The organism is Pseudofrankia coriaricola, from assembly GCF_032027725.1.
Lineage (GTDB): Bacteria > Actinomycetota > Actinomycetes > Frankiales > Frankiaceae > Pseudofrankia.
This window is the reverse complement of record NZ_JASNFO010000003.1, coordinates 26,397-49,304: the sequence shown is the minus strand read 5'-3', so window position 1 is coordinate 49,304 and position 22,908 is coordinate 26,397. Positions and strand designations below refer to the sequence as shown.

At 73.3% G+C, this 22,908-nt stretch carries 17 protein-coding genes; 7 read left to right on the top strand and 10 right to left on the bottom strand.

Annotation, left to right across the window (positions count from 1 at the left end; all coding sequences use genetic code 11):
* Window positions 1-350: 350 nt before the first annotated feature.
* Both QOZ89_RS04065 and QOZ89_RS04060 read right to left on the bottom strand, forming a co-directional pair.
* Window positions 351-1,163, bottom strand: a complete 813-nt coding sequence (locus QOZ89_RS04065; RefSeq protein ID WP_312622995.1) for a GDSL-type esterase/lipase family protein — start codon at window positions 1,161-1,163, stop codon at window positions 351-353.
* The gene (locus tag QOZ89_RS04060; RefSeq protein WP_312622994.1) at window positions 1,160-2,677 is read right to left on the bottom strand and encodes an MFS transporter; all 1,518 of its coding nucleotides are present in this window, start codon (window positions 2,675-2,677) and stop codon (window positions 1,160-1,162) included. Before QOZ89_RS04060 ends, QOZ89_RS04065 begins: the two co-directional genes overlap by 4 nt.
* A gap of 67 nt (window positions 2,678-2,744) precedes the next feature.
* On the opposite strand from QOZ89_RS04060, the gene QOZ89_RS04055 reads away from it, so the two are divergent.
* Window positions 2,745-3,362, top strand: a complete 618-nt coding sequence (locus QOZ89_RS04055) for a TetR/AcrR family transcriptional regulator (protein WP_071046715.1) — start codon at window positions 2,745-2,747, stop codon at window positions 3,360-3,362.
* 93 nt (window positions 3,363-3,455) lie between these two features.
* On the opposite strand, the gene QOZ89_RS04050 is transcribed toward QOZ89_RS04055, so the two are convergent.
* The 7 genes from QOZ89_RS04050 to QOZ89_RS04020 all read right to left on the bottom strand — a co-directional run bounded on the left by QOZ89_RS04050 (window position 3,456) and on the right by QOZ89_RS04020 (window position 11,346).
* Window positions 3,456-3,758, bottom strand: coding sequence for a hypothetical protein (locus QOZ89_RS04050; RefSeq protein ID WP_131803745.1), 303 nt, complete (start codon window positions 3,756-3,758; stop codon window positions 3,456-3,458).
* Between the two features lie 138 nt (window positions 3,759-3,896).
* Window positions 3,897-5,288, bottom strand: coding sequence for an NAD(P)(+) transhydrogenase (Re/Si-specific) subunit beta (locus QOZ89_RS04045; RefSeq protein ID WP_071046713.1), 1,392 nt, complete (start codon window positions 5,286-5,288; stop codon window positions 3,897-3,899).
* Window positions 5,285-5,689, bottom strand: coding sequence for an NAD(P) transhydrogenase subunit alpha part 2 (locus QOZ89_RS04040; protein ID WP_071046712.1), 405 nt, complete (start codon window positions 5,687-5,689; stop codon window positions 5,285-5,287). The genes QOZ89_RS04045 and QOZ89_RS04040 overlap by 4 nt, the downstream gene beginning before the upstream one ends.
* 5 nt (window positions 5,690-5,694) lie before the next feature.
* On the bottom strand, window positions 5,695-6,921 hold the full coding sequence (locus QOZ89_RS04035) for an NAD(P) transhydrogenase subunit alpha (protein WP_312622993.1): 1,227 nt from the start codon (window positions 6,919-6,921) through the stop codon (window positions 5,695-5,697).
* Window positions 6,918-7,253, bottom strand: coding sequence for a hypothetical protein (locus tag QOZ89_RS04030; protein ID WP_071046710.1), 336 nt, complete (start codon window positions 7,251-7,253; stop codon window positions 6,918-6,920). The genes QOZ89_RS04035 and QOZ89_RS04030 overlap by 4 nt, the downstream gene beginning before the upstream one ends.
* Window positions 7,254-8,248: 995 nt before the next feature.
* Window positions 8,249-8,932 (bottom strand): SACE_7040 family transcriptional regulator, encoded by a 684-nt coding sequence (locus QOZ89_RS04025; protein ID WP_198543054.1) that lies wholly within the window; start codon window positions 8,930-8,932, stop codon window positions 8,249-8,251.
* Window positions 8,933-9,012: 80 nt separating this feature from the next.
* Window positions 9,013-11,346, bottom strand: coding sequence for a GH92 family glycosyl hydrolase (locus QOZ89_RS04020; protein WP_397428674.1), 2,334 nt, complete (start codon window positions 11,344-11,346; stop codon window positions 9,013-9,015).
* Window positions 11,347-11,918: 572 nt separating this feature from the next.
* Here QOZ89_RS04020 and QOZ89_RS04015 point away from each other — a divergent pair.
* Window positions 11,919-12,818 carry an SMP-30/gluconolactonase/LRE family protein gene (locus QOZ89_RS04015; protein WP_312622991.1) on the top strand — a complete coding sequence of 300 codons (900 nt, stop codon included), beginning with the start codon at window positions 11,919-11,921 and terminating at the stop codon, window positions 12,816-12,818.
* A gap of 134 nt (window positions 12,819-12,952) precedes the next feature.
* Entirely contained in the window at window positions 12,953-15,772 is a 2,820-nt protein-coding gene (locus QOZ89_RS04010) for a sensor histidine kinase (RefSeq protein ID WP_312622990.1), read from the top strand.
* A 260-nt stretch (window positions 15,773-16,032) separates the two neighbouring features.
* Here the strand turns inward: QOZ89_RS04010 and QOZ89_RS04005 are convergent, their stop codons facing one another.
* A complete protein-coding gene (locus QOZ89_RS04005; protein WP_071046694.1) occupies window positions 16,033-17,715 on the bottom strand; it encodes a glycerol-3-phosphate dehydrogenase/oxidase in 1,683 nt (560 codons plus the stop codon).
* A 258-nt stretch (window positions 17,716-17,973) separates the two neighbouring features.
* Here QOZ89_RS04005 and QOZ89_RS04000 point away from each other — a divergent pair, with 258 nt between their 5' ends.
* The 4 genes from QOZ89_RS04000 to QOZ89_RS03985 all read left to right on the top strand — a co-directional run bounded on the left by QOZ89_RS04000 (window position 17,974) and on the right by QOZ89_RS03985 (window position 22,872).
* On the top strand, window positions 17,974-19,827 hold the full coding sequence (locus tag QOZ89_RS04000; RefSeq protein WP_241841476.1) for an FAD-binding oxidoreductase: 1,854 nt from the start codon (window positions 17,974-17,976) through the stop codon (window positions 19,825-19,827).
* Between the two features lie 120 nt (window positions 19,828-19,947).
* Window positions 19,948-20,106, top strand: a complete 159-nt coding sequence (locus tag QOZ89_RS03995; protein WP_198543052.1) for a phage holin family protein — start codon at window positions 19,948-19,950, stop codon at window positions 20,104-20,106.
* A 137-nt stretch (window positions 20,107-20,243) separates the two neighbouring features.
* Entirely contained in the window at window positions 20,244-21,011 is a 768-nt protein-coding gene (locus QOZ89_RS03990) for an SDR family NAD(P)-dependent oxidoreductase (protein WP_312622988.1), read from the top strand.
* A gap of 352 nt (window positions 21,012-21,363) precedes the next feature.
* A complete protein-coding gene (locus QOZ89_RS03985) occupies window positions 21,364-22,872 on the top strand; it encodes a DUF2993 domain-containing protein (protein WP_241841475.1) in 1,509 nt (502 codons plus the stop codon).
* Window positions 22,873-22,908: the final 36 nt, after the last annotated feature.

Below are 22,908 nucleotides of genomic sequence, written 5' to 3'. Positions count from 1 at the left end.
CATGCCTCGCCGGCGGAGCGCGGCGCCACCGGCGGGCGACAGTGCACGGATGACAGTGCACGGATGACAGATAGATGCCTTATCTGTCGTTGATGCCCGTAGGCAATCAGAGTTGGTGACGACCGGCAACCAGCGCACTGGACTGGCTGGCTGGCCGGGCTGACGGGCCACCGACCGACATCCCATGGGCTCGGATGTCCAGCCGCGCGGCGGCCCGCGACGCCGTCCCAGCGACCAGTAAGCGCACCTCGGCCACACCTGGTAACAGCGCATCGGCGCACCGCCAACCCAGCCACCTCGTCAGCCCGGTCCAAGCCCCACCACCGCCATATGCCAGGACCCGGAACCACCTAGGGAGGGCGCTCAGCGCCCGACACGGGGCGAGCGCGCCCAGCGCCTCGCCCCGACACGGGGGCGAGCGCGTCCAGCGCCTCGCCCCGGCAGCGGGCCGCGAGCGCTCGGATGATCGCGGCCGACGCGATGGCGTGGCCGGCCGCGTTCGCGTGCACGCGGTCGCTGGCGAAGATGGCCGGGTCGGCCGCGCGCGGGTGGTGATGGGTGTCGACGTGCAGGCCCCCCACCTGGGCCGCGACGGCGGCGGTGATCGTGTCGAGCCGGTCGAGCAGGCCGGCCATCGTTGCCGCGGTCCGCGGCGAGACCAGCCCCGAGCGGGCGAGGTCGAACAGGCCGATGGTCACCACCAGCGCGCCCCGGTCGACGAGCGGGAGGGCGATGTCCAACAGCTCGCGCCAGGCCTGGTCGGGGTCGTAGCCAGGGCGCGGCGTGTCGTTGCCGCCGGCGACGATCAGCGCGAGGTCCGGCTCGAACCGCAGCGCCGCGGGCAGTTGGCCGTCACGGACGTCGGTGAGGCAGGCCCACGGCACGCCGAGGTTGAGATAGTGGGTGCCTCCTGACTCATCCGCCTGGCGGGAGCGGTGAAGCTGGTCCCGCGGTGCTCCCCGCTCGTCGGCGAGCGCCGCCGCGAGCCGGTCGGCGAAGCACAGGTCCCGGTAGCCGGCGCGGGGCTCGCGCACCCCGGCGGCGATGCTGTCGCCCAGCACCACCAGCCGCCGCCAGGGCGCGCCGCGCAGCAGCTCGGCCTCCTCGGCGGGGGTCAGGCAGTCGGGATCCGCCCGCTCCAGGGCGTCGTCTAGAACGGTCACCGCCCGACCTCCGGGGTGAGCGGGCCCGGGCGCCGCGAAGGGCGTAGCAGCAGGCCGACGACGGCGACCGCGCCGCACAGCGCCGCCATCATCCAGTAGACGTCCTGGAAGGGGCCGATGCCATCGCCGGGCTGACGATCGAGCAGGAGCGCGGTCGCGGCCACGCCGATCGCCCCGCCGACCTGGCGGGCCGCGATGTTGAGGCCCACCGCCGCCGCGAACCGCCGGGGTTCCACCGCCAGGGCCGCGGCGCTGGACACTCCTACGCTGACCGCGCCGATGCCGACGCCGAGGCCCAGCCCGGCCGGTAGCCACACAGTGAGGAAGCGCGCGTCGGCGGGAAGCCAGATCGCGAGCACCAGCGAGGTCGCGGCGATCAGGGCGCCGCCGACGACAACCAGCACCCAGGGCGCTGGTTGCCGCCGGGACCGGCCGATCGAGATACCGACGAGCGCCGCCCAGCCGGCCGCGGGTGTCATCGCGAGGCCGGCGGTCAGCACCGAGTACTGCCAGGCCTCCACGAGGAACAGCACGCCGAGCAGCAGCGAGGCGTACAGCGCGGCCCCGAACAGGGCGGAGATGACGTTGGCGACCGCGTAGCCCGGGATGCGCCACAGGTCGACCTCGATGGCCGGGGCCGGGTGGCGCGCCGACCGGCCGACGGCCGCGACCGTGCTCAGGGCGCCCCCCAGCAGAAACCCGAGTGTCGCCGGGCTTGCCCAACCCCATCGCTGCGCCTCGGTCAGGCTGAGGACGACCGCGCCGATGCCGCCGGCGAGCAGGACGGTGGCCAGGGCGTCCGGCGCGCGGCGCCGCGCGGTGTCGGCCCCGGCTCCGGTACTGGCCCCGATTTCGGTTGGCGTGGCCCTGGGCTGGTAGCGGACGGCGCGTTCGATCAGCCACAGCCCGATCGGCAGGTTGATGCAGAACAGCACCCGCCAACTGGCGACGTCCACCAGAATCCCGCCGACCGCCGGGCCTGCGACCGCCGCGAGCCCCGCCGAGGCGCTCCACAGGCCGATGGCGGCGGCGCGGCGGTCGGGCGGAGTGTCAGCGAGCACGATCGCGAACGACGCGGGGATCAACAGCGCCGCGCCGACTCCCTGCACGGCACGGGCGGCGAGCAGAACCGGGAACACCGGCGCGGCGACGGCCAGCAGTGAGGCGGCCGTGAACAGGGCCGCTCCGGCGACGAACAGCCGGCGGCGGCCGAACAGGTCGGCCAGCCGTCCGGCGGGCGCGAGCAGCGCGGCGAACGGCAGCGCGTAGAGCGTCACCACCCAGGACACCGAGGTCACGCCGACCTCGAAGTCGCGGGCGAGGTCGGGTACCGCCAGGTTGGTGATCGTCGCGTCCAGGAACGCGAGGAACGAACCACCACAGGCGAGCAACACCGCGGTTCGGGTTGAGCGGGCTGGCGCCGCCGCGGACGGCGTCAGCCCGTCCGGGGCCGGCGACAGGACCGTGGCCGGGCTGGACGGTGGAGCGGCGGAGGACAGGGGCTGGGAGCTCATGATGCCGCAATTTAGCGACCGAACGTTCGTACTTCAATAGCGAACGGTCGATCGGTATGCTCGACTGGTGTCTGGCCGCCGCTCCGTCGCTGACGCGCTCGACACCCGCGCGGCGATCCTGCGGCGCGCCGCCGACATCGCGTCGGTCGAGGGTCTGGAGGGACTCACGATCGGTCGGCTCGCGGCCGATCTGGAGATGAGCAAGTCGGGCGTGATCGGCCACTTCGGCTCCAAGGAGCAGCTTCAGCTCGCCACTCTCGACCATGCGGCGGATCTCTTCCGCCTACGGGTCTGGGAGCCGGTGCGCCACCTGCGGCCGGGCCTGGAACGCCTCCTCGGGATCTGCGCCTCGTGGACGCGCTACGCCGAGGCCCCCGGATTCGCGGGCGGCTGCTTCATAGCCGAGACCAGCTTCGAGTGGGACGGCCGGACCGGCCCGGTGCACGACGCGCTGGTCGTTGTCACCGGCCGCTGGCGGCGCACCCTCGCCGCTGAGATCAGGACCGCCATCGCGGCCGGCGAGCTCGCCGCCGACCTCGACCCCGACCAGGCCGTCTTCGGCCTGGAGGCGCTGGCCGCCGGCATCAACCCGGCCCGGCAGCTCCACGGCGAGACCCAGGCCCCCACCTGGGCGCTGCGCACCATGCACGCCATCCTCGGCGTCTCGCCAGCGACGGCGAGCTGACCACGGGGCGCGAGACGTGACTCGGGGCGCCGACTGACAGAGGCGCCGACTGACAGAGGCGCCGACTGACAGAGGCGCCGACTGACAAGCGCCTCAGGCGCCCGAGCCGGCTTGGGTTGACTCGGGCGCCTGAGGCCGGAGCTTGTCGACGCCCGCCGCCTGCTCCGTTTCCTGCTCGGCGTCGCGGACCGGTGGCAGTCGCGATATTCCCGCGCACAGGGCGATGGTGCCCCACAGCAGACTGTGGATGGTGTGGCTGCTGCCCCATCCCCAGCTCGATCCCATGACGAGTCCGAGAATGACGCCGGCGCCGCCGCCCGCCATGAGCAGCGATGACGGTATCCAGCGGAGCGCGCGCGAGCGGGAGCCTGGCTCGCCTGAACGTGAGGAATCCATGACGCCGCAGGCTAAGTCGCGCTCGCGGGCCGCGCTGTCGTCCTGATGACTGGCGGGACCAGTCCAGTTTTGTGACCACCGGGAGCAGTCCAGTCACTCATTCCCTGGACTGGTCCCGGTGGCGCGAGCGTGCACGGCTCAGGCGTGCACGGATGCCTCCAAGTCGTGGACGAGCCCCTCGGCGACCTTCTTGGCGTCTCCGAAGATCATGAGGGTCTTGTCCTGGTAGTAGAGCTCGTTCTCGACGCCGGCGAAGCCGGCCTTCATGCCGCGTTTGACGACCATGACGGTCCTTGCGCTTTCGACGTCGAGGATCGGCATGCCATAGATCGGGCTGTCCTTGTTCGTCTTCGCGGCCGGGTTCGTCACGTCGTTCGCGCCGACGACGAGAGCGACGTCGGTCTGGGCGAAATCGGCGTTGATCTCGTCCATGTCGAGGATCTGGTCGTAGGGCACGTCAGCCTCGGCGAGCAGCACGTTCATGTGGCCGGGCATCCGGCCGGCGACCGGGTGGATGGCGAACCGGACCTGGGCGCCGTTTCGGACGAGCACGTCGGCCAGCTCGCGGATGCGGTGCTGGGCCTGGGCCACCGCGAGCCCATAGCCGGGCACGATGATGACCGACCGTGCCGTCTCCAGCAGCATCGCCGCCTCCTCGGTGGAGGCGCTGCGCACCGGCCGTTCCTCCACCACCCCACTCGCCGCGGCGGACGCGTCCACCTGGCCGAACGCGCCGAACAGCACGTTCGTGAACGAGCGGTTCATCGCCCGGCACATGATGACCGAGAGCAGGAAACCGGCCGAGCCGTCGAGCGCGCCCGCGATGATGAGCGCCTTGTTGTCCAGCGCGAAACCCATCGCCACCGACGACAGGCCGGCGTAGGAGTTCAGCAGCGAGATGACGGTTGGCATGTCCGCGCCGCCGATCGGGATGATCAGCATGACGCCGAACGCCGCCGCGAGCACCGCGACGACCGGGAACAGGTAGGTCCGCGATGGGTCGACGACCAGCCACACGCCCGCAGCCACGGCGACGACGAGCGTGACGAGGTTCACGACGTTCTGCCCGCGGTACACCTGCGGGCGGCCGGGCAGGATCTCGTGCAGCTTGCCGAACGCCATCAGGCTGCCGGTGAAGGTGAGGAAACCGAGCAGCACCTCCAGCGTGATCGCGGCCATCGTGAAGGCCCCGATCTCGGGCTGGTGGTTGTAGTACTCGGCCGTGCCGACGAGACCGGCGGCGAGTGCGCCGAAGGCGTGTGAGAGCGCGATCCGCTGCGGCATCGCCGTCATTGGGACGAAGACCGCCATCAGCGCGCCGATGGCCGACCCGACGACGAACGCCAGGATGATCCAGCGGAAGTCGACGATCTCCTTGTTGACGAGCGTGCCGATGATCGCGAACAGCATGCCGAGTTCGGCGGCTTGTAGGCCGCGCCGAGCGGTCTTCGGCTGCGTGATGCCCTTCAGCCCGACGATGAACAGACCACCGGCGGCCAGGTAGCACAGGGGCACGATGTAGTCGTTCATCGGGCGGTCTCCTGTGCGGTCGCGGTCGCGGCGGGGGCGGCGTCCTTGCGGAACCTGGCGCGCAGCCAGTCGGCGGCACTGGGGCCCGCCCCGCCGGCCGGCGTGCCCTTACCGGCCGCGCCGCGGGGGCGGAACATCTTCAGCATCCGGTCGGTGATGAGGAACCCGCCGACCACGTTGATCGTCGACGCGGTGACGGCGATCGTGCCGAGGATGGTCGACATGACGCCATGGTCGGAGCCGGCGATGACCAGGCTGCCGACCAGCGAGATGCCGGCAACCGCGTTGGTCAGCGACATCAGCGGGGTGTGGAACAGCGGTGGCACCCGCCGGATCACCTCGAAGCCGACGAAGCTCGCCAGCAGGAACACGTACAGGCCGCTCTCGATCGCGGTGGACATCGACCTCAACCCCCAGCCGTGGTCGAAACGGCGGCCGTCTCGCGGTCGCTGTCGGCGGCGTCTGTCGCCGTGGTGGCATCGAGAGCCGCGAGGCCCAGCAGGTCGCGCACCCGGGGGGAGACAACCTCGCCACCGTGGGTGATCAACGTGTCGGCGATGATCGGGTCCGTCAGGTCGAGGCGGACCGCGTCGTCGACGATGAGCAACCGCAGGAAGTTGGCGAGGTTCTTCGCGTACAGCCGGCTGGCGTGCGCGGGCACGGTCGCCGGCAGGTTCGTCGGGGCGAGCACCGTCACCCCGCCGACGTCGACCTCCTCGTCGGGCTTCGACAGCTCGCAGTTGCCACCCTGCGCGGCGGCGATGTCGACCACGATGGAGCCGGGCGCCATCGCCCGCACCATGTCCGCCGTCACTATCACGGGCGCGCGCCTACCCTGCACCTGCGCGGTCGAGATCACGATGTCCTGGGCGGCGACCACCTTGCCGAGCGCCTCCCGTTGGCGGCGGAGGAAGTCCTCGCTCTGCGCGCTGGCATAGCCGCCGGCCGTCTCGGCGCTCTCCGTCTCCAGTCCCAGGTCGACGAACGTCGCGCCGACGCTCTCGGCCTGCTCGGCGGCGGCCGCGCGCACGTCATAGGCGGAGACGACCGCCCCGATCCGCTTGCAGGTCGCGATCGCCTGCAGACCTGCCACCCCGGCGCCGATCACCAGCGCCCGGGCCGGTGGCAGCGTGCCGGCGGCCGTCGTCATCATCGGCAGGATCTTGTTCAGCCGGCCGGCGGCGACCAGCGCCGCCTTGTAGCCGGCGAGGGTCGCCTGCGAGCTCAGCACGTCCATCGCCTGCGCCCGGGTGATGCGGGGGAGCAGCTCCAGCGCGAAGGTGGTGACGCCGCGGGCGGCGAGCGCGGCCGCGGCGGCCGGCGTCCCCAGCGGGTCGGCCAGGCCGACGATCACCTGTCCCGGCCGCGGCCAGGCGGCGAGTTCGCCCGCCGCCGTGGGGTCCGAGCCGGGGACGCGGACGAACAGCGTGACGTCGGTGGCGAACACGTCCATCGCCGTGCCGACGACCGCGCCGCGCTCGGCGTAGGCCGCGTCGGGGAAGCCCGCGCCCTCGCCGGCGCCCGCCTCGACGACCACCTCGTGGCCGGCCTTGCGCAGGCCGTCGATCTCCTGCGGGATGAGGGCGACCCGCCGCTCGCCCGGCGCGGTCTCGCGCGCCACACCGATCCTCATCGGGCCCGGGTTCCCTTCCGGACCGGCGACGGAGTTCCCGCCGGATCGGCGACAGGGATCCGGTAGGTCCGCGAGGTGGCAGGTCCGCCGCCGCCACCGAGGCGGCCGGAGCTGCGACGCACCTGTCGGGTCACCCCGCTTGTGGCGGCCTCGCCGATGCCGGCGGAGAGAGCGCAGAAACCGCTGAAGGACTTGATCGTGCTTTCGGCGGCGGGGGACAGGGCCTGGATACCCAGCCCACCGGCCTCGGCGCCGGTGGATGGGGGCAATGCGGTGCGCCGCTGTGGTGACCCGGCGGCGCGTGGCGCCGACGGAGTCGATGTCCGGTGCATGAGGGAACCTCCACTGGTGGTTTCGGGATGCCGACGACGGCGTCCCGGGCTGGGACAACGAGTGCGGGAACGCGAGGTTGGTTCGCGGCGACCGGCGTCGCGAACGGGCTGGGAAAGAAACGCTGTTGGCGGGCCGGCCGCCCCGGGGTCCCCAGGGATCCGCGCGAGCGGATCTCTGGGCGAGGGGGGTCGTCTGGGCAGGCGGTCTGTCTGGTCAGGCGATGGGTCTGTCTGGTCAGGAGTCGTCTGGTCAGGCGAGCGCGCGGGCCGGGCTCTGGGGTTTCAACCTCAGCGAACCTCCGCCAGCGAAAACCTGGCCATGTCAGTGGCCGGGTTACCCGACCACTTCGGCGGCACTGCCGACAGGGGACATGACCAGCGTGTTTGACGCGTCGCGTCACCGACGAGCGGCGGCACTGCCAAAGGAGGGGCGAGCGGGTGCTTCACCCGCGCGTCCCTCCGGACGTCGGTGACACGGTGGAATAAGTTGGTACCTAGGCGGCGGTTCGTGGTCAATCACTTGTGTCTGCGCGCCATATGTGGTGCGTCCCGGGCGTGCCGAAATACGTCGCGCCCGCTGGACGGCGTGGCGTGGCCGCTCCGCTCGGTACGGTCCGCCGCCACGGCTGTTACCTGCGGGTACATACCGCGGCGCCGGCCGCGTCCCGGGCTCATGACAGCGTGCCGTGGCGTTGTGAACGTCACAACGAGAAGCGCGCCGGCGTTTCGGGGCGGCCTCGACGGATACCGCGCGGAAGACGGCCGGTAAGGTTGCCGAAACAAACAGGCGGGGTCATACCTCGGCCAGGGAACTCCGAATGTGCCGCGACTAACATTTACGGGCACAGGCGAACGGCATTAAGTATCCGATCCGCGGCGCCCTGGTCGTCGGCACTGGGCAGGTACGCGCCCGAGCCCGCGCGGAAGGGCCCTTCCGCCGCGAGCGCATGCGCGAGCACCCGGATCTGTTCCTTGAACGAGCCGCGGTGTCCGGCTCAGCTGGCGGCGTGCAGGGCGGCCATGCCCAGGCGGTGCAGGAGGTCGGCCATGCGGGCGCGGCCGAGGCGGGCGGCGCCGCCGGTGGCGCTGTACGGAGTCGAGTTGAGCAGGCCGAACGCGGCGTGGACGGCGGCGCGCGCCGCGTCCTCGGCGATCCCCGGGTCACGTGCCCGCAGCTGGGCCACCCAGATCTCGACATACCGGCGCTGCAGGCGGCGGACGGACCGCGCCGCCGTCTCGTCCATGCTGGCGAGGTCGCGGTCCTGGAGGCGGATCAGCTCGGGGGAACCGAGCGCGAACGACACATGCCAGCGCACCAGCGCGTCCAGCGCCTCGTCGGGGCTCGCCGCCTGGGCCCTGACGGTCCCCTCGGCCAGCAGCCGCTCGCTGATGCCGACCAGTAGCTCGGTGAGGATCGCCTGCTTGCTTGGAAAGTGCTTGTAGACCGCGGGGCCGGAGACGCCGGCTGCCGCGCCGATGTCGTTGATGCTGACGCCGTGGTAGCCCCGGTCGGCCATCAGCCGCGCGGCGGCGGCCAGCAGCTGCTCGCGCCGGGCCCCCGGCGCGGTCGCGGACGCCGGCGGCGTGGCGCTCCCGGCCGCGGCGCCGTCAGGGCCACCCGGAGGGCTGTCGTCTGCGGAGGTGGCCTCGGCGCCTGTCGTGGTGGTGCGCCCTGGCATGCAGGCAGATTACCGCTCGTGAGAGCCCACCAGACCCAGCTGGTTAGACCAGGCCGCGCCCGGCACCTGCTCCTGTCGCGTTATCGTGCAGTGGAGGAGCCGCCGGGTTCAGCATCGGTCGCTGGGGGCGGGAGCGGCGATGGTTTGTCGGTCCCCCAGGCCGTTGGCTGGTCGGACAGTGACCATTCCAGAACAGTGCCTCGGGTCAGCTCCTGGAATCGGATCCAGGGTCCGGATATCGGGTGGCCGTCGCGTCGCAGGCCGGCGGGTACGCGGCTTTCGGCGTTCTCTGCTCCGGGAGTGAGCAAATGTAGCGGCCCGCTGGGGAGGGCGATAGTGATTGACGTCGCGGCGGGTGGGGCGAGGGCGAGCATGTCGGTGCCCGGTTGGGCTGGGCCCAGCCCGAGCCAGGCGAGTACGTACCAGGCGGACAGGCCGCCGGTGTCGTCGTTGCCGGGGAGGCCGTCTGGGCTGTCTCGGTACAGCGTGTGGCGGACTCGGTCCAACGTGGCGGCGGTCAGGGCCGGAGCGCCGAACGAGTCGCCAAGCCACGGGACGAGCTGGCTGGGTTGGTTACCCATCGCCGCGTGCGCGCCGGTCGGACCGTCGTCGACACGGCTCAGGAAGGTTTCGAGCCGGCGGGTTGCTGTCTGCCAGCCGCCCATGGCCCCGGCGAGACCGCTGGGATCCTGTGGTACCAGCCACGCGTACTGCTCGGCGTTGCCCTCGGTGAAGCCCGGGATGGTTACCGGCTCGACCTGGTGGAAGCGGCCGTCCGGATCACGCGGTGCCGGCAGCCCGGCGTCCGGGTCCCAGACCGAACGCCAGCGCGCTGACCGTGTTGTGAAGGTGGCCGCGAGGTCGGGCCGCTGGGCGGCGGACGCCAGCTGGGCGACGGCGAAGTCGGTGAGGGCGTATTCGAGCGTGATCGACGCGGCGTCCGTCGGGCCGATGGGTGGGGCGGGTACGAACCCGAGCCGGGCGTATTCCGCGGCGAAGGGACGTCGGTCGGCCGTGTCCAGCGCGGCGGTCAACGCCGCCGCCGGGTCGATCGGCAGCCCGAACGCGACGGCCTGAGCGAGTAGAACCGTCCCGCCGTCGCCCGGCATGATGCCGGCGTCGCCGGTCGCCAAGGTCCAGCCGGGCACTGACCCGGTCTGCGCCGCCGCGGCCAACAGCGACCGTGCGGCGTCGGTGGCGACGTCGGGAGCGAGCAGCGCGAGCAGCGGGAACGTGCTGCGGTAGGCGTCCCAGCCGGCGATCCCGCTGCGAGCGACCCATCCGGTGGCCTGTCCCGCGGAGCCGTCCCATCCGACATAGCGGCCGTCGGTGTCGCTGACGGTGACCGGGCCGAGCATGACGTGATAAAGCGCTGTATACAACGTGCGCAGGTCGGACAATGGTGCCGACGCGACCTGTACAGCGGATAGCCGACGGTTCCATTCCGCCCGGGTGGCCTGGGCTACCGTGTCGACGGCGGCGGGATACTCGGCTGTCAGGTTGGCACGGGCGCCCTCGACGCTGACATAGGACACTGCCACACGCAGGGTCACCGAATTGTCCGCGGCAGGCGGTAGGCGCAGCCAGGCACCAGCGGAGGCGGAGCGAGATGTCGCGGTAGCACCGCCCACGTCGGATGCGTCCCGCGCTGATGACCAGTGTCCAGCTGACCAGGTACCCACCGTTGTCGGCGGACGATCTGGTTGGGCGACGAAGTACAGGGTGCTTACGGCCGGCTGGCGGCAGAACGTGCGGCTGGTGACGGACCCGGTGACCGCGCCGGTGGCGGCGTCGACGCGCACGTCCGCTCGCTGGGCGCCGTCGGCGCGGCGCCCGGCGTCGAAGGTCAGCATTGCCTCGCTGCCCGCCGGATAGGAGAAACGGCCGATGGCCGTACGGGCGCCAGCCGCCAGATCCACGTCGATACCGCCTCCGCCCGAGGGGGCGATCCGGACCTGGTAGCGGCCGGGCGTCGCGGACTCGTCGTGGTGGGAGAACCCGGCAGCCCACGGCGAGGGCTCGTCAACCGCGCCGGTCGGCGGCTGAGTCGGCAAGCTGGCCGTTGGCATGATGGCTAGATCCTGGGCCGCGGGACAGGCCGTGCCATGCAGGTGGGTGAGGCTGAACCCGTCGATCGTCGAGTCGGCATACCGGTAACCGCCCGACCCGGAAGCCGATCGTCCGCTCGTGTCCGGGCTCCACTGCAGCATTCCGAAAGGGGCGGAGGCTCCAGGGAAGGCCCCTCCCACCCCGTCGCCCGGGATGACATCAGGGTGCTGCGGGGCGGTGCCTACGAAGGGGTCGACCAGACGGGCAGGGTCATCGCCAGTGGTCGAGCGCGCCGGGGAGGGGTCCACGACACGCGGCAGTACGCCGACGATCAGGCCAACCAACGCGACCGATGCGACCAGCACAACGACGCCCGAAACCCGGCCGGCTCGGACTGGGAACCAGGCGCGGCTGACGGCAGCAACTCGCGGTGCCGGTACACGTGCGGCATGACGGCGGCCACCAAGTCTATGGGTCCGGCTGGGCGGTGGCAGGACGGCTCCGAACGTAGATATCCATATTCAGTCTATATTGGGACATCTCATCATCGGCTGGCGAGACATAAGAGTCAAGCGCGTCTAGGAGCAATGCCGTTGCGTTACGGCCGCGGGGGCGGGGCGGATGACTGTTGCCTCCTGCGGTGGTCTGGTTGGTTGAGGCCACTGCCGGTGACTGCCCTCGCCGAAACAGCCGATGGCGTGGCGCCATCCGGGGGCGACTCGTTGCCGCCGCCGCAGTTGGCGGGGCAGTTCTTTCGACTGGTGCCGGTGCTGCTGTAGGCGTAGGCGGTGTCGTCTCTGTACGGCCTGGCGGTCAGCCTCGGCCCGGAAGGGGCACCGGAAGCCCCACGGCGGCGGCCGTTACGGTGTGGGGTCGGATCCGTCGGCCGACGCTGGCGACGGGGCCGTTGCGCTCACGTCGACGGATGGAGATCCGGGTGACCCCTACCCACGTTTCGGTGCTGCTCGAAGGCCGTTCGTTCCTGGAGGGCCCTCGCTGGTATGCCGGCCGGCTGTGGGTTTCCGACCTCTACCTGGGCGAGGTGCTCGCGGTCGACCCGGCCAGCGGCTCGGCCGAGGTGGTGGCCGAGGTACCGGGCCAGCCGTCCGGGCTTGGCTGGCTGCCCGACGGCCGGATGCTCGTCGTCTCGATGCTCGACCGGCACCTGCTGCGCCAGGAGCCGACTGGTGATCTCGCCCTGCACGCCGACCTGGCCGGGTTCTGCGGCGGCCACCTCAACGACCTGGTGGTCGACGAGCACGGCCGCGCCTATGCCGGGAACTTCGGTTTCGACCTGATGGCCGGCGAGACGCCCCGTCCGACCGTGCTCGTGCGCGTCGACCCGGACGGCACCACCAGCGTCGCGGCCAAGGACCTGATGTTCCCGAACGGCTCGGTCATCCTCCCCGCCGCCGGCGGCGGGCGGACGCTCGTGGTCGCCGAGACCTTCGAAAACCGGCTGACCGCGTTCGACATCGCCGGGGACGGGGCTCTGGCCGGCCAGCGGATCTGGGCCGACCTCAGCTCCGGCGCGCTGCGGGCGCCCGGCCTGCCGGCCGACGACAGGCCCACGGCCCCGGACGGCATCTGCGCCGACGCCGAGGGTGCCATCTGGGTCGCGGACGCGTTCCACAACCGGGTGCTGCGGGTGCGCGAGGGCGGCGAGGTCCGCGAGGAGGTGCCGACGGGCGTCGAGACCGCGTACGCCTGCGCGCTGGGCGGCGCCGACGGGCACACCCTGTTCATCTGCACCGCCCGCTCGTTCCTGGACGACGAGCGCCGCGCGACCCGGGAGTCCCGCGTGCTCACCTGCCGCGTCGACATACCCGCCGCGTAGCGGGCCTCCGGCCGCGGCGGCACACGAGCCGGCACCGACAGCGCCGTGGCGGACACCCCACGCGCCCGGTGGATGCGGCATCGTAGTAAGACACGGGACTGCGCCGCTCTGCAGGCAGTGGGGGGAAATGCCGAATGCCGGCCCGCGCTCTTGACACATTTTCCGCGGTGTTCTTCCGCGGTCTGGCCGTGCTGCGCGGCCTGGTCGTGGGGTTCACCATCGTCTACGTCTGGATCTGGTGGCGTGACTGGTACGGCCAGCATCCGGCCGCTCTGGTCGGCCCCGCCCTCGTGGTGGCCTGGAGCCTGGTCTACATCGCGATCACGTCCCGGCGGGCGCTGCCGCGGGCACTCGTCCTTGTCGATGTCGCCGTCGGGATCGCCGTCGGGCTGACGGCGCCGTGGACGGTGGCCTCGGCCTCGCTCGGTGACCCCAGCTCGTGGGTCTGTCTCACCGTCGTGTTCGCCGCGCTGAGCGCGGCCTGCGCGCTGCGCACCCGCTTCTCGCTGGTGGTGATCCTGGTCCTCGCCTGCGCCCACTTCATCCCGGCCCATGACCACCGGCCGCAGGTTCTCACCTCCACCGGGCTGCTGCTGTTCATCGGGCTCGCGCTGCGCCAGGGGGTGGTCCGGATACGCCGGGTGGCGCTGGGGGCGGACGCCTGGCTGGACGCGGTCGGCGCGCGGTCGGGCGCCGAGCTGGTCGCCGGGGCGCGCGCGAGGTCGGCGAGGACGAGCGAGCGTTTCCTACACGACACGGTGCTGAACATGCTCGCCGGTATTGGCCTGGGCGGTGTCGGCCTGGGCGGTGTCGGCCTGGGCGGTGTCGGCCTCGCCGGTGTGGGCGGTGGTGCCGGCGGTGGCGTCGAGACCACCGGCGCCGCCTCGGCCGATGTGGCGCTCGCGCGGGCCAGGGCGCGCTGCGGCCGCGTCGTCGCACAGGTGGAGCAGCTGCTCGCCAGCGCCGGCGGTGCCGCCGACGCGCCCGACGACTCGGCGGACGCCGAGATGGAGCGTCAGGTGCGCGCGGTCGCCGAGGAGGCTGTCGACGACGGCCTGGACGTGACGGTGAGCTTCACCCGGGTCGACGATCGGCGGTGGCCGCGGCGGGCGAAGCGGCCGCGCGACTCTGAGCCGGCCGAGGGCGTGGTCGAGCTCCTGCCCGCGGAGGTGGTGAACGCGCTCGCCGCGGCGATGCGCGAGGCATTGACCAACATCCGCCGGCATGCCGGCGTCGGCGCGGCGCGCGTCAGCGTCGTGCGCTGGCGCGACGGGGTGCGCATCGAGATCGAGGACGACGGCGTCGGCTTCGACGCCGTCCGCTACGACCCCGCGTTCACACGCGTCTCCGTCTCCGTCTCCGCCCCTGCGCCTGCGCCTGCGCCTGCGCCTGCCATTGTCTCCGCCGGCCTGGCTGGCTCCGCCGCTTCCGTCGACGTGGCGGACGGTGCCGGACGCGCGGGCCCGGCCAGATCAGCCGGTGACGGCGGTGACAGCTTGGAGGAGGCCCACCTCGGGATCACCGGCTCGGTGCACGGCCGGATGGCCGACGTCGGCGGCTGGGCCGGGATCGCGTCCGCCCCCGGGCAGGGCACCCGGGTCGAGCTGGACTGGCAGGCGGCGCGGCCCGCGGTCGCCGGATCGGCCGACGGCGCCGACCTGCGCCGGGACTACGAACGGGCGATCCGCCGCGCCGTCGGCGTCACCCTGCTGGCCGGCGTCGCGGTGCTCGCGCTGCCCGCGGTCGCCCTCCGCACGCACTCCCAGCCGTCACTGGACGTCCTCGCCCCTATCGCGCCGTATGCGTCGATCCTGCTGTGGGCGGTGGTGGCCGGCGGTGCGCTCCGGGTCGTCGCCGTCACCTGGCGGCGCGCGCTGACCGGCGTCGAGGCACTGGCGACCCTTGGCTTCACCGTCGCGGTCACCCTGGCCGGCGCGGCGATCATTTCCGGCTCCGACGTGATCAGGATCTACAACTGGGCCGGGATACTGGCACCGACGGTGCTGCTGCTGACGATCACCGTGTCCCGGCCGGCGCGGCAGTGGGCCGCGGCCGTGGCGGTGATGGTCGTGGTGACGCTGGCGGTCGACCTGCCCCGGATCGGCACGGCTCCGCTGGAGCTGGTGCGGCTGGTGGGCACCCTCTACGGGATCTCCACGATCCAGCTGCTGGTGACGACCGCCGGGCCGGTGCTGCGGGCGACCGCCGAGGCGACCACGCGGGCGGCGCACCTCGACGCGGAGCTGGGCGCGCACCAGGACGCGGCCGCCGTCGTGCGCCGGGACCGGGCCCGCCGGCTCGCCCGGCTCAACCGGGACGTGCTCCCGCTGCTGCGTGCCGTCGCGGACGGCTCGGCCGACCCGCGCGACGAGCAGGTCCGCCGGCTCTGCGCGAACCGGGCCAGGGCGCTGCGCCGGATGCTGTCCGGCTCCGGCGGGCGCGCCGGCCCGCTCGCCGAGCTGGAGACGGCGATCGACGCGGCCGAGGCGCGCGGCGCGACCGTCACCCTCCAGGTCGACGGCGAGTTCGCCGACATTCCCCGCGAGGTCCGTGACGAGCTCGTCGACCTGCTGAGCGAGACCCTGCGGGTGGCGCCGTCCGGCCGGGTGACGGTGACCCTGCTGTGCGCGGGCGGCACCGGCGAGGGCTACATCTCCTACCCCGCGGTCTCCAGCCTCACCGCCACCCCCGGCGGCGGCGCCACCCGGAGCCGCTCCGCGGGCCCGGACGGCCAGATGGCCGCCGACAGCCCGGCCGCCGTCACCGGCGTAGCCGTCCTCGACGACGAGGCGGCCTCAGACGAGGCGTCCCTGGACGAGGCGGCGCCGAACGAGGCGGTCGCGCCGGACGGCACACATTGGCCGTGGACCTGCGAGCTGGTCACCCAGGTCGAACTGGACGAGGGCAACACGATCGTCGAGCTGGCCTGGCCGCCCCCGACCCGCACCGCTTGAAGCAGTCCATCTAACAATGGCGCACCCAGCACAGCATCATCCCGGCCGCCTCCTCAACCTGGGCGTTCCTGAGCCTGACTGCGGCACTCAGCCACAGCTAGTGACGGCGCCTCAGCGCAGCACCACCCCAGCCTCCTCGTCAGCCCGGCTGCAGCCCGACCACCGTCATATGCCAGGGCCCGAAACCACGTGGGGAGGGCGCTCCGCGCCCGACAGGCTGCGCCCGGCGGCGGGCGCGGAGCGTCCGTCGCGGGACAGCCCTATACCCGGTCGCCGGCGACGAGGTCGACGAGGCGGGCCGCGCGCGGCGCGGCGGCGGCACGGTCCGCCGCCACCAGGCCGATCCGGGTGCGCCGGTCGAGAAGGTCGTCGACATCGAGCGCCCCCTCGTGCCGCAGTGCGAACAGCAGCTCGGCCCCCGTGACGGACATGCCCGCGGCGACGGGCGCGAGCAGATCCGGATCGCCGCCCGCCTCGGCGAGCACGGCCGGTGCCTCGGTGCCGTACCGCTCGACCAGCCGCCGCGGCGCGTCGACGGCGGCGAGCTGGGCGCGCGGCGCCGCGCCGACCAGCGGCAGCCGGGCGGTGCGGCAGGCCCCGGCGGCGAGACCGGCGTGCGCGACCGCGAGATCCACCGCGTCGCGGGCCATCCGGCGATACGTGGTCAGCTTGCCGCCGACGACGGTGACGACGCCACCGGGGCCGACGAGCACGGCGTGCCGGCGGGACAGGTCCGCGCTGCGTGGTGAGCGCGGGAGCGCGGGAGCGGAGCGGGCGTTTGCTGAAGGAGCACGGCCGCGTAGCGGGTGAGTGACGGAGTGAACCAGGGACGCGGCGGTCCGGCCCGTGGCGCCGGCGGTGTCCGCGACGTCGAGGAGCGGGCGCAGCCCGGCGAACGTGCCGAGCATGTCGGCCCGGTCCAGCGGAGCGTCCAGCACCCCGGAGACGATGCCGAGCAGCTCCTCGACCTCGGCGGCGGTCGGCCGCGGCACGTCCTCCACCGTGTCCGCCGGGACGTCGGTCAGGCCCACGTAGACCCGGTCGTCGTCCTGCGGCAGCACCAGCGCGTAGCGGTTGCGCTGGCCGGGCATCGGCACCGTCAGCGCGGTGCGGGTGCCCCCGAACGCGCCCGCGGCGACCACCAGGTGGGTGCCCCGGCTCGGGCGCAGCCGCACCTCGGGCGCGAGCGTCGGCGCCCACACCCCCGTCGCGTTCACGACCGCGCGGGCCCGCAGCGAGAACGTCGAGCCGGTCAGGGTGTCCTCGACGAGCGCCCCGGTGCCGTCGAGCGTGCGCGCCCGCAGCCGGGTGAGGACTCGTGCGCCGTAGGCCGCGGCGGTGCGGGCGATCGCGACGACGAGGCGCGCGTCGTCGACCAGCTGGCCGTCCCAGTAGAGCAGCCCGCCGCGCAGCCCCGTCTCGCGCAGCGTCGGGGCGAGCTGGTGCGCCTCGACGGCCGTGAGCCGCCGCGGCGGCGGCAGCGTGCCGCTGGGGGTGCGCGCGGCGCGGCGCAGCCCGTCGGCGACCCGCAGGCCCGCGGTCATCGCCACCGCGTCGGTACGCCGCACGGCCGGCGTCAGCGGCACCATGATCGGTACTGGGTGGACCAGGTGCGGCGCGGTCCGTCGCAACAGGATGTCCCGTTCGGTGGCGCTCTCCATCGCCAGCCCCAGGTCGCCGCTGGCGAGGTAGCGCAGCCCGCCGTGGACCAGCTTCGAGCTCCACCGGCTGGTGCCCCAGGCGAGGTCGCGCGCCTCGACGAGCGCCACCGACAGCCCCCGGCTCGCCGCGTCGAGGGCGACGCCCGCACCGGTCACCCCGCCGCCGACCACCAGCAGGTCGACGATCTCGCCGCCGGCCAGGCGGGCCAGCTCGCGCTCGCGGCGCGCCGGCGACAGCGACCCACCCGGCGCGGGTGTCGAGATGGGGATGGCCCCGTTCATCGCGTCCTCCCTCTGCCGCGCCTGGCGTTGGGTGTGGCGTCGGGGTGCGGCCTCGCGACACCAGCGTGCGTGGTCGGCCGGGCAGCGTCCACCCCGACCCTCCCAACGACCCCGCCCTTCCAACGACGCAGGTCCGCTAATCGGGGCCATACGGATGAAGGCGGTGGTGGTGACCCTTGCCACACGACCGCGGCCACCCCACCGGGCGGCCTGGCGCGGCGGGTTGCCAGCGGGGGCCGGGGGAGCAGAGTTGTTGGGGTGACCGAGTCGCGGAATCCGCCGGACAGCCTCCGCCAGCGCCAGGCCTCACCCCCTTCAGGCGGCCCCGAGCAGGCCGATGACGCCGGCGACCTGGCGTGGTGGGGGTGGGGGAGCCCCGACGAGCGGGTGGAACTGCCCGGCGCGGTCCGGGCGCTGCTCGTCGATGGGCTTGGCTTCGCCGAACGGCCGAGCCCGCCGGTGGATCTCGGCGCCGTCGAGCTCCCGCCGTCCGGGCTGCCCGGGCCCGCGCGCGGCGACCTGGCCGCCATCGTCGGCGCCGAGCACGTCCGCGACGACCGGGAGATCCGGATCCGGCACTGCCGGGGGCGCTCCACGACCGACCTGCTCGCGCTGCGCGCCGGCGATGCCTCCGCCGCCCCGGACGCGGTGCTGACGCCGGCCAGCCACGACGAGGTCGCCGCGCTGCTCGCCGCCTGCGCCGAGCATCGCGTCGCCGTCGTGCCGTTCGGCGGCGGTACCTCCGTGGTCGGCGGTCTCGCGCCGAGGAGGGCCGGCTTCGCCGCCGTCGTCGCGCTCGACCTGCGCCGGATGAACCGGCTGCTCGACGTCGACCGGGCCTCGCTCACCGCCACGCTGGAGCCGGGGCTGCGTGGCCCCGCGGCCGAGGCGCTGCTCGCCGAGCACGGCCTGACCATCGGCCATGTGCCGCAGTCCTGGGAGTACGCGACCATTGGTGGCTTCGCCGCGACCCGCTCCAGCGGACAGGCGTCCAGCGGCTACGGCCGGTTCGACGCGGTCGTCGTCGGGCTGCGGGTGGCGACGCCGCTCGGTGGCTGGGAGCTTGGCCGGGCGCCGGCCTCCGCGGCCGGCCCTGATCTGCGCCAGCTGGTGCTCGGCTCGGAGGGCGCGTTCGGGGTGATCACCGAGGTGCGGGTGCGGGTGCGCCCGCTGCCGGCGCGGCGCCGCTACGAGGGCTGGCGGGTCGACACGTTCGCCGCCGGCCTCGACTTGATGCGCGAGCTGGCCCAGCGCGACCTGCTCCCGGCGGTCGCCCGGCTCTCCGACGAGCTGGAGACGGCCGCGGGCGCCGCCACCCCGCACGGCGCCGGCGAGCCGACCGGCGAGGGCGCGGACGGCGCCGACGGGGGTTCCGGATGCTACGTCGTGCTCGGGTACGAGGGGGAGCCCGAGCGGGTGCGCCGGCAGGCCGCGGATCTCGCCGAGCTGTTGAGCGCCCGCGCCGCGCGCCCGCTGGGCACCGAGGTCGGCGACGACTGGGTGCGCGGACGGTTCCACGGCCCCCGGCTGCGCGACGCGCTGCTCGACGCCGGCATGTTCGCGGAGACGCTGGAGACGGCGACCTTCTGGTCGGGGCTTTCGGGCCTGTACGCGGGCGTGCGCGGCGCCCTCGCCGAGGTCTACGCCGCAGCCGGGGTGCCGGCGGTGGTCCTCTGCCATGTCTCGCATCTGTACCCGACCGGCGCGTCGCTGTACTTCACGCTGGTCGCCGGCCACAGCGACGACCGCGTGGGCCTGTGGGCCACGGCGAAGGCGGCCGCGAGCGACGCGATCGTAGCCGCCGGCGGGACGATCACCCACCACCACGCTGTCGGCACCGACCATCGCCCCTGGCTCGGCGCCGAGATCGGCGACGTCGGCGTCGCCGTGCTGCGCGCCGTCAAGCAGACGCTCGACCCCGCCGGCATCCTCAACCCCGGCGTGCTCGTCCCCGAACGGACCGCGTCCGCCCAACGGCCGGCGGCGGAGGGGCTCGGCGCGTCGCGGACCTCCCAGCAGACCTCTCCGATCGGCTCCGCCGATCGAACAGGGACCCCGGGCTCCGCAAGCTCCACCAATCCGGCAGGGACCCCGGCGGAATCGATAGGCTGACGACGTCGCCTACGACATTCGGTAGAACCGACGGTGAGACCTCCGACGGTGGGACCCGGTGTGACCGAGGCGGGCCTTGAGGATTTTCCCCCGTGGGTGGGGGCGCGAGAGGGGTGCGCAGTGGTAATCGGGGCAGTGGTGATCTTCGGGCTGTTGATGGCGATCCCGCCGCTGATCGTCTTCCCGCCGATCATCTACTACTACCGGAAGTCGGCTCCGCTGCGCGCCCAGGCTGAGCTCGACCGCACCCGCAGGGCCCGGGAGCTCGCCGGCCACTAGTGCTTCTGGGGACGGAGGCCTCCGGGGGTGCGAAGGAGGAGGATTTTCGCACCCCCTTTGGCCCTCTAGCGGGTAGTTCGAACAAATTTTCGGCGCCTTGGTCGTGTGGTGACGCGGGGACGGTCCAAGATGGACCTATGCCACCGGACACGCCGGCCGCGGCGACGGTCACGGGCGCGGTCGCGCCCGGGCCGGTGCCGGCGTCCGTGCCCGTGACGCGCGGGCTGGTGGTCGTCGGGCCCGGCGCCGCGTTCGGTACCCAGCTGCTCGCCCGGTTCGGGCGAGAGGGCTTCCGGCTCGGCGTGGTGGCCCGTTCCGCGGACACGCTCGACCGGGTGGCCGGGGAGCTCGCCAGCGCCGGGCTCACCATGCGCGGCGCGGTCGCCGACGTCACCGACGCCACAGGCCTGGCCGCGGCGCTGGAAAGGCTCGCCGCGGATCTCGGCGGCCTGACCGTGCTCGTCTACAACGCCAAGCTCTCTATCCGCGGCAGCGCGCTCTCCGTCCCCGCCGACGTCCTCAACCAGACGCTCGCCGTCAATGTCACCGGTGCCCTCACCGCGGTCCAGGCCGCCGCGCCGCTGCTGGTCGACCGGGTCGGCGCGACGATCCTGGTGACCGTGGCCGGCAGCCGCACCGAGCCGCCCGCCGGGCGGTTCGCGCTCGCGATCGGCAAGGCGGGGCTCGCGGCGCTCGCCGCCGCCGTGGGCCCGGCGCTCGCCGACCAGGGTGTCCGGATGCGCACCGTCGTCCTCGACGGCAAGGTCGGGCCCGGCGGCCCGCTACGCCCGGAGGTGGTCGCCGACCACTTCTGGCAGGCGTACGCGTCACCGCGCGGCGCGGTCTTCCGTCTCGCCCCGCCCGGCCCCCGCCGGTCCGCCGCCACGCTGCCGCTCGAGGTCTGACGGGCCGCCTCGAGCTCCTGGGGCCGCCGCTCGCCGGTTGCCCCCGCGGGCCGCGGGCGCGATCCGTGGCCGGGCGATATGGCCCGTGGGGCGCGATCCATGGGCCACGGGCCGTTCACGGCCCGCGGGGCGCCCGCTTCCGCCTGTCCTCGGGAGCGGACGTCACCTCGCGGACGGCGGCGGCGTCGTGACGCTGGGAAACGTCGGAAACTGGACACCCGCACCGTGGCAACGATCACCCCCTCGGCGCTCCAGGGAGGGTCTGGACGTGCGACCATCCGGTGGATGAGCCGACGGGGTGGGGAAGTCCTCGCGCGCGTGGGTCGGCGCGGCCCTGATGGGAGATGACCCCGTGAACAACCCAACAGACGACGAGGCGTACGAACCCGGCGAGGTCGCCCGGGTCCGACGCGACTCCGCGGACAGGCGTGGGCGCAGGGGCCCGAACCGCCCCGGCGCGCCGAGCGCACCGCCGCCGCCCCCGGAGTCCTTCCGGCCGGCCGGCCCGCCGCCGCCGGCGGACTGGTTCAAGCCGGCTTCCGGCGGCGCCGGTGCCGACGAGACGGCACGGTCGCGCCGCGACGCCGGCGGACCGGGCAGCACCGGTTACACCTCGCAGCCCGGCATCCCCGTCGAGCGGTACCCGACTCCGCGTCCCGGTGAGTTCCCGTCGCCGGTCCCGCCGACCCGCCGCACCCAGCCGCCGGCGTCCGGTGGCACGCCCAGGCCCCAGGAACGCCCAGGCGGGGAGCGACCCACCGAGTACATCGGCCGGGTCGGCTCCGGCGGGGGCGCCGGCGCCAGGACGCCGGGCCAGGGAAGTGGGGTCAGCAAGCCGACGGAGCAGCTGGGCTACGGCCAGCTCGACGACGAGGACGAGTACGTCGACCCCGCGGCCGTCACCGAGCACAGCGAGCCCTACTCCCCGGTCCCCGCGGTAGGCTGGCAGGCCGCCCGGGCGGACGGCGGCGGCTGGCGTGACGGCACGGGCGGTCTGCCGGCGGCCGGGTCAGGCACCGGCGGCCCGCCGGTGCCTGGCGGCGGCGCGGCCGGGGAGAAGCCACCGAAGAAGCGGCGCAGGCGCGGGCGGCTGATCGCGCTCATCGTGGTCGTTCTGCTGCTGATCCTGGCGATCCCGCTCGACCGCGTCGTCGCGCACATCGCGGTGGGCCAGATGCGCAAGCAGGTCGAGGTGGCCGTGGCCCAGAACATGAAGGAGGGGCAGCAGCCGCCGATCGTGCGCAAGGTCAGCCTTGGCGGCTTCCCGTTCCTCACCCAGATCCTGTTCGGCAAGTTCAAGGACATCGGCGTCACGCTGGAGAACATCCCGACCACCGCGGACGGGCCGAAGATCGCCGGCGTCGACGCGCACCTGAAGGGCGCGCACGTCCCGCTCGGTGACGCGATCTCGAACAACGTCGGCAAGGTCCCGGTCGACAACGTCGAGGCGACCGTGCGGATCAACTACGACGAGATCAACGCCTTCCTCAAGGACAAGCCCTTCCACTGGCAGCTCGCCCCGGCCGACGGCGGCAAGAAGGTACAGATCACCGGCCAGGACCAGACCACGATTCCCGTCGTCGGGACAAAGGTCGACGTAACGCTGACCGGCGTCGGGTCCTTCACTGTGGCGAACAACCAGCTCAAGATCACCCCGTCGGAGGTCAGCGGCTCGGTGAACGGCCTCAGCACTCCCGACCTCGGTGACCTGGTGTCCAACGCGTCCATCCCGGTCCCGTTGCCGCTGCCGGACAACCTGCCGTTCGACCTGACCATCGTCAGCGCCGGCACGACGGCGACCGGCCTGTCGGTGTCGGCCACGGCCAAGGACGTCGTGCTGCCCGCCCAGTCCGCCAAGTAGCGCTGCTCCCTGGAGCCTGATCCGGCGGCCTGTCCA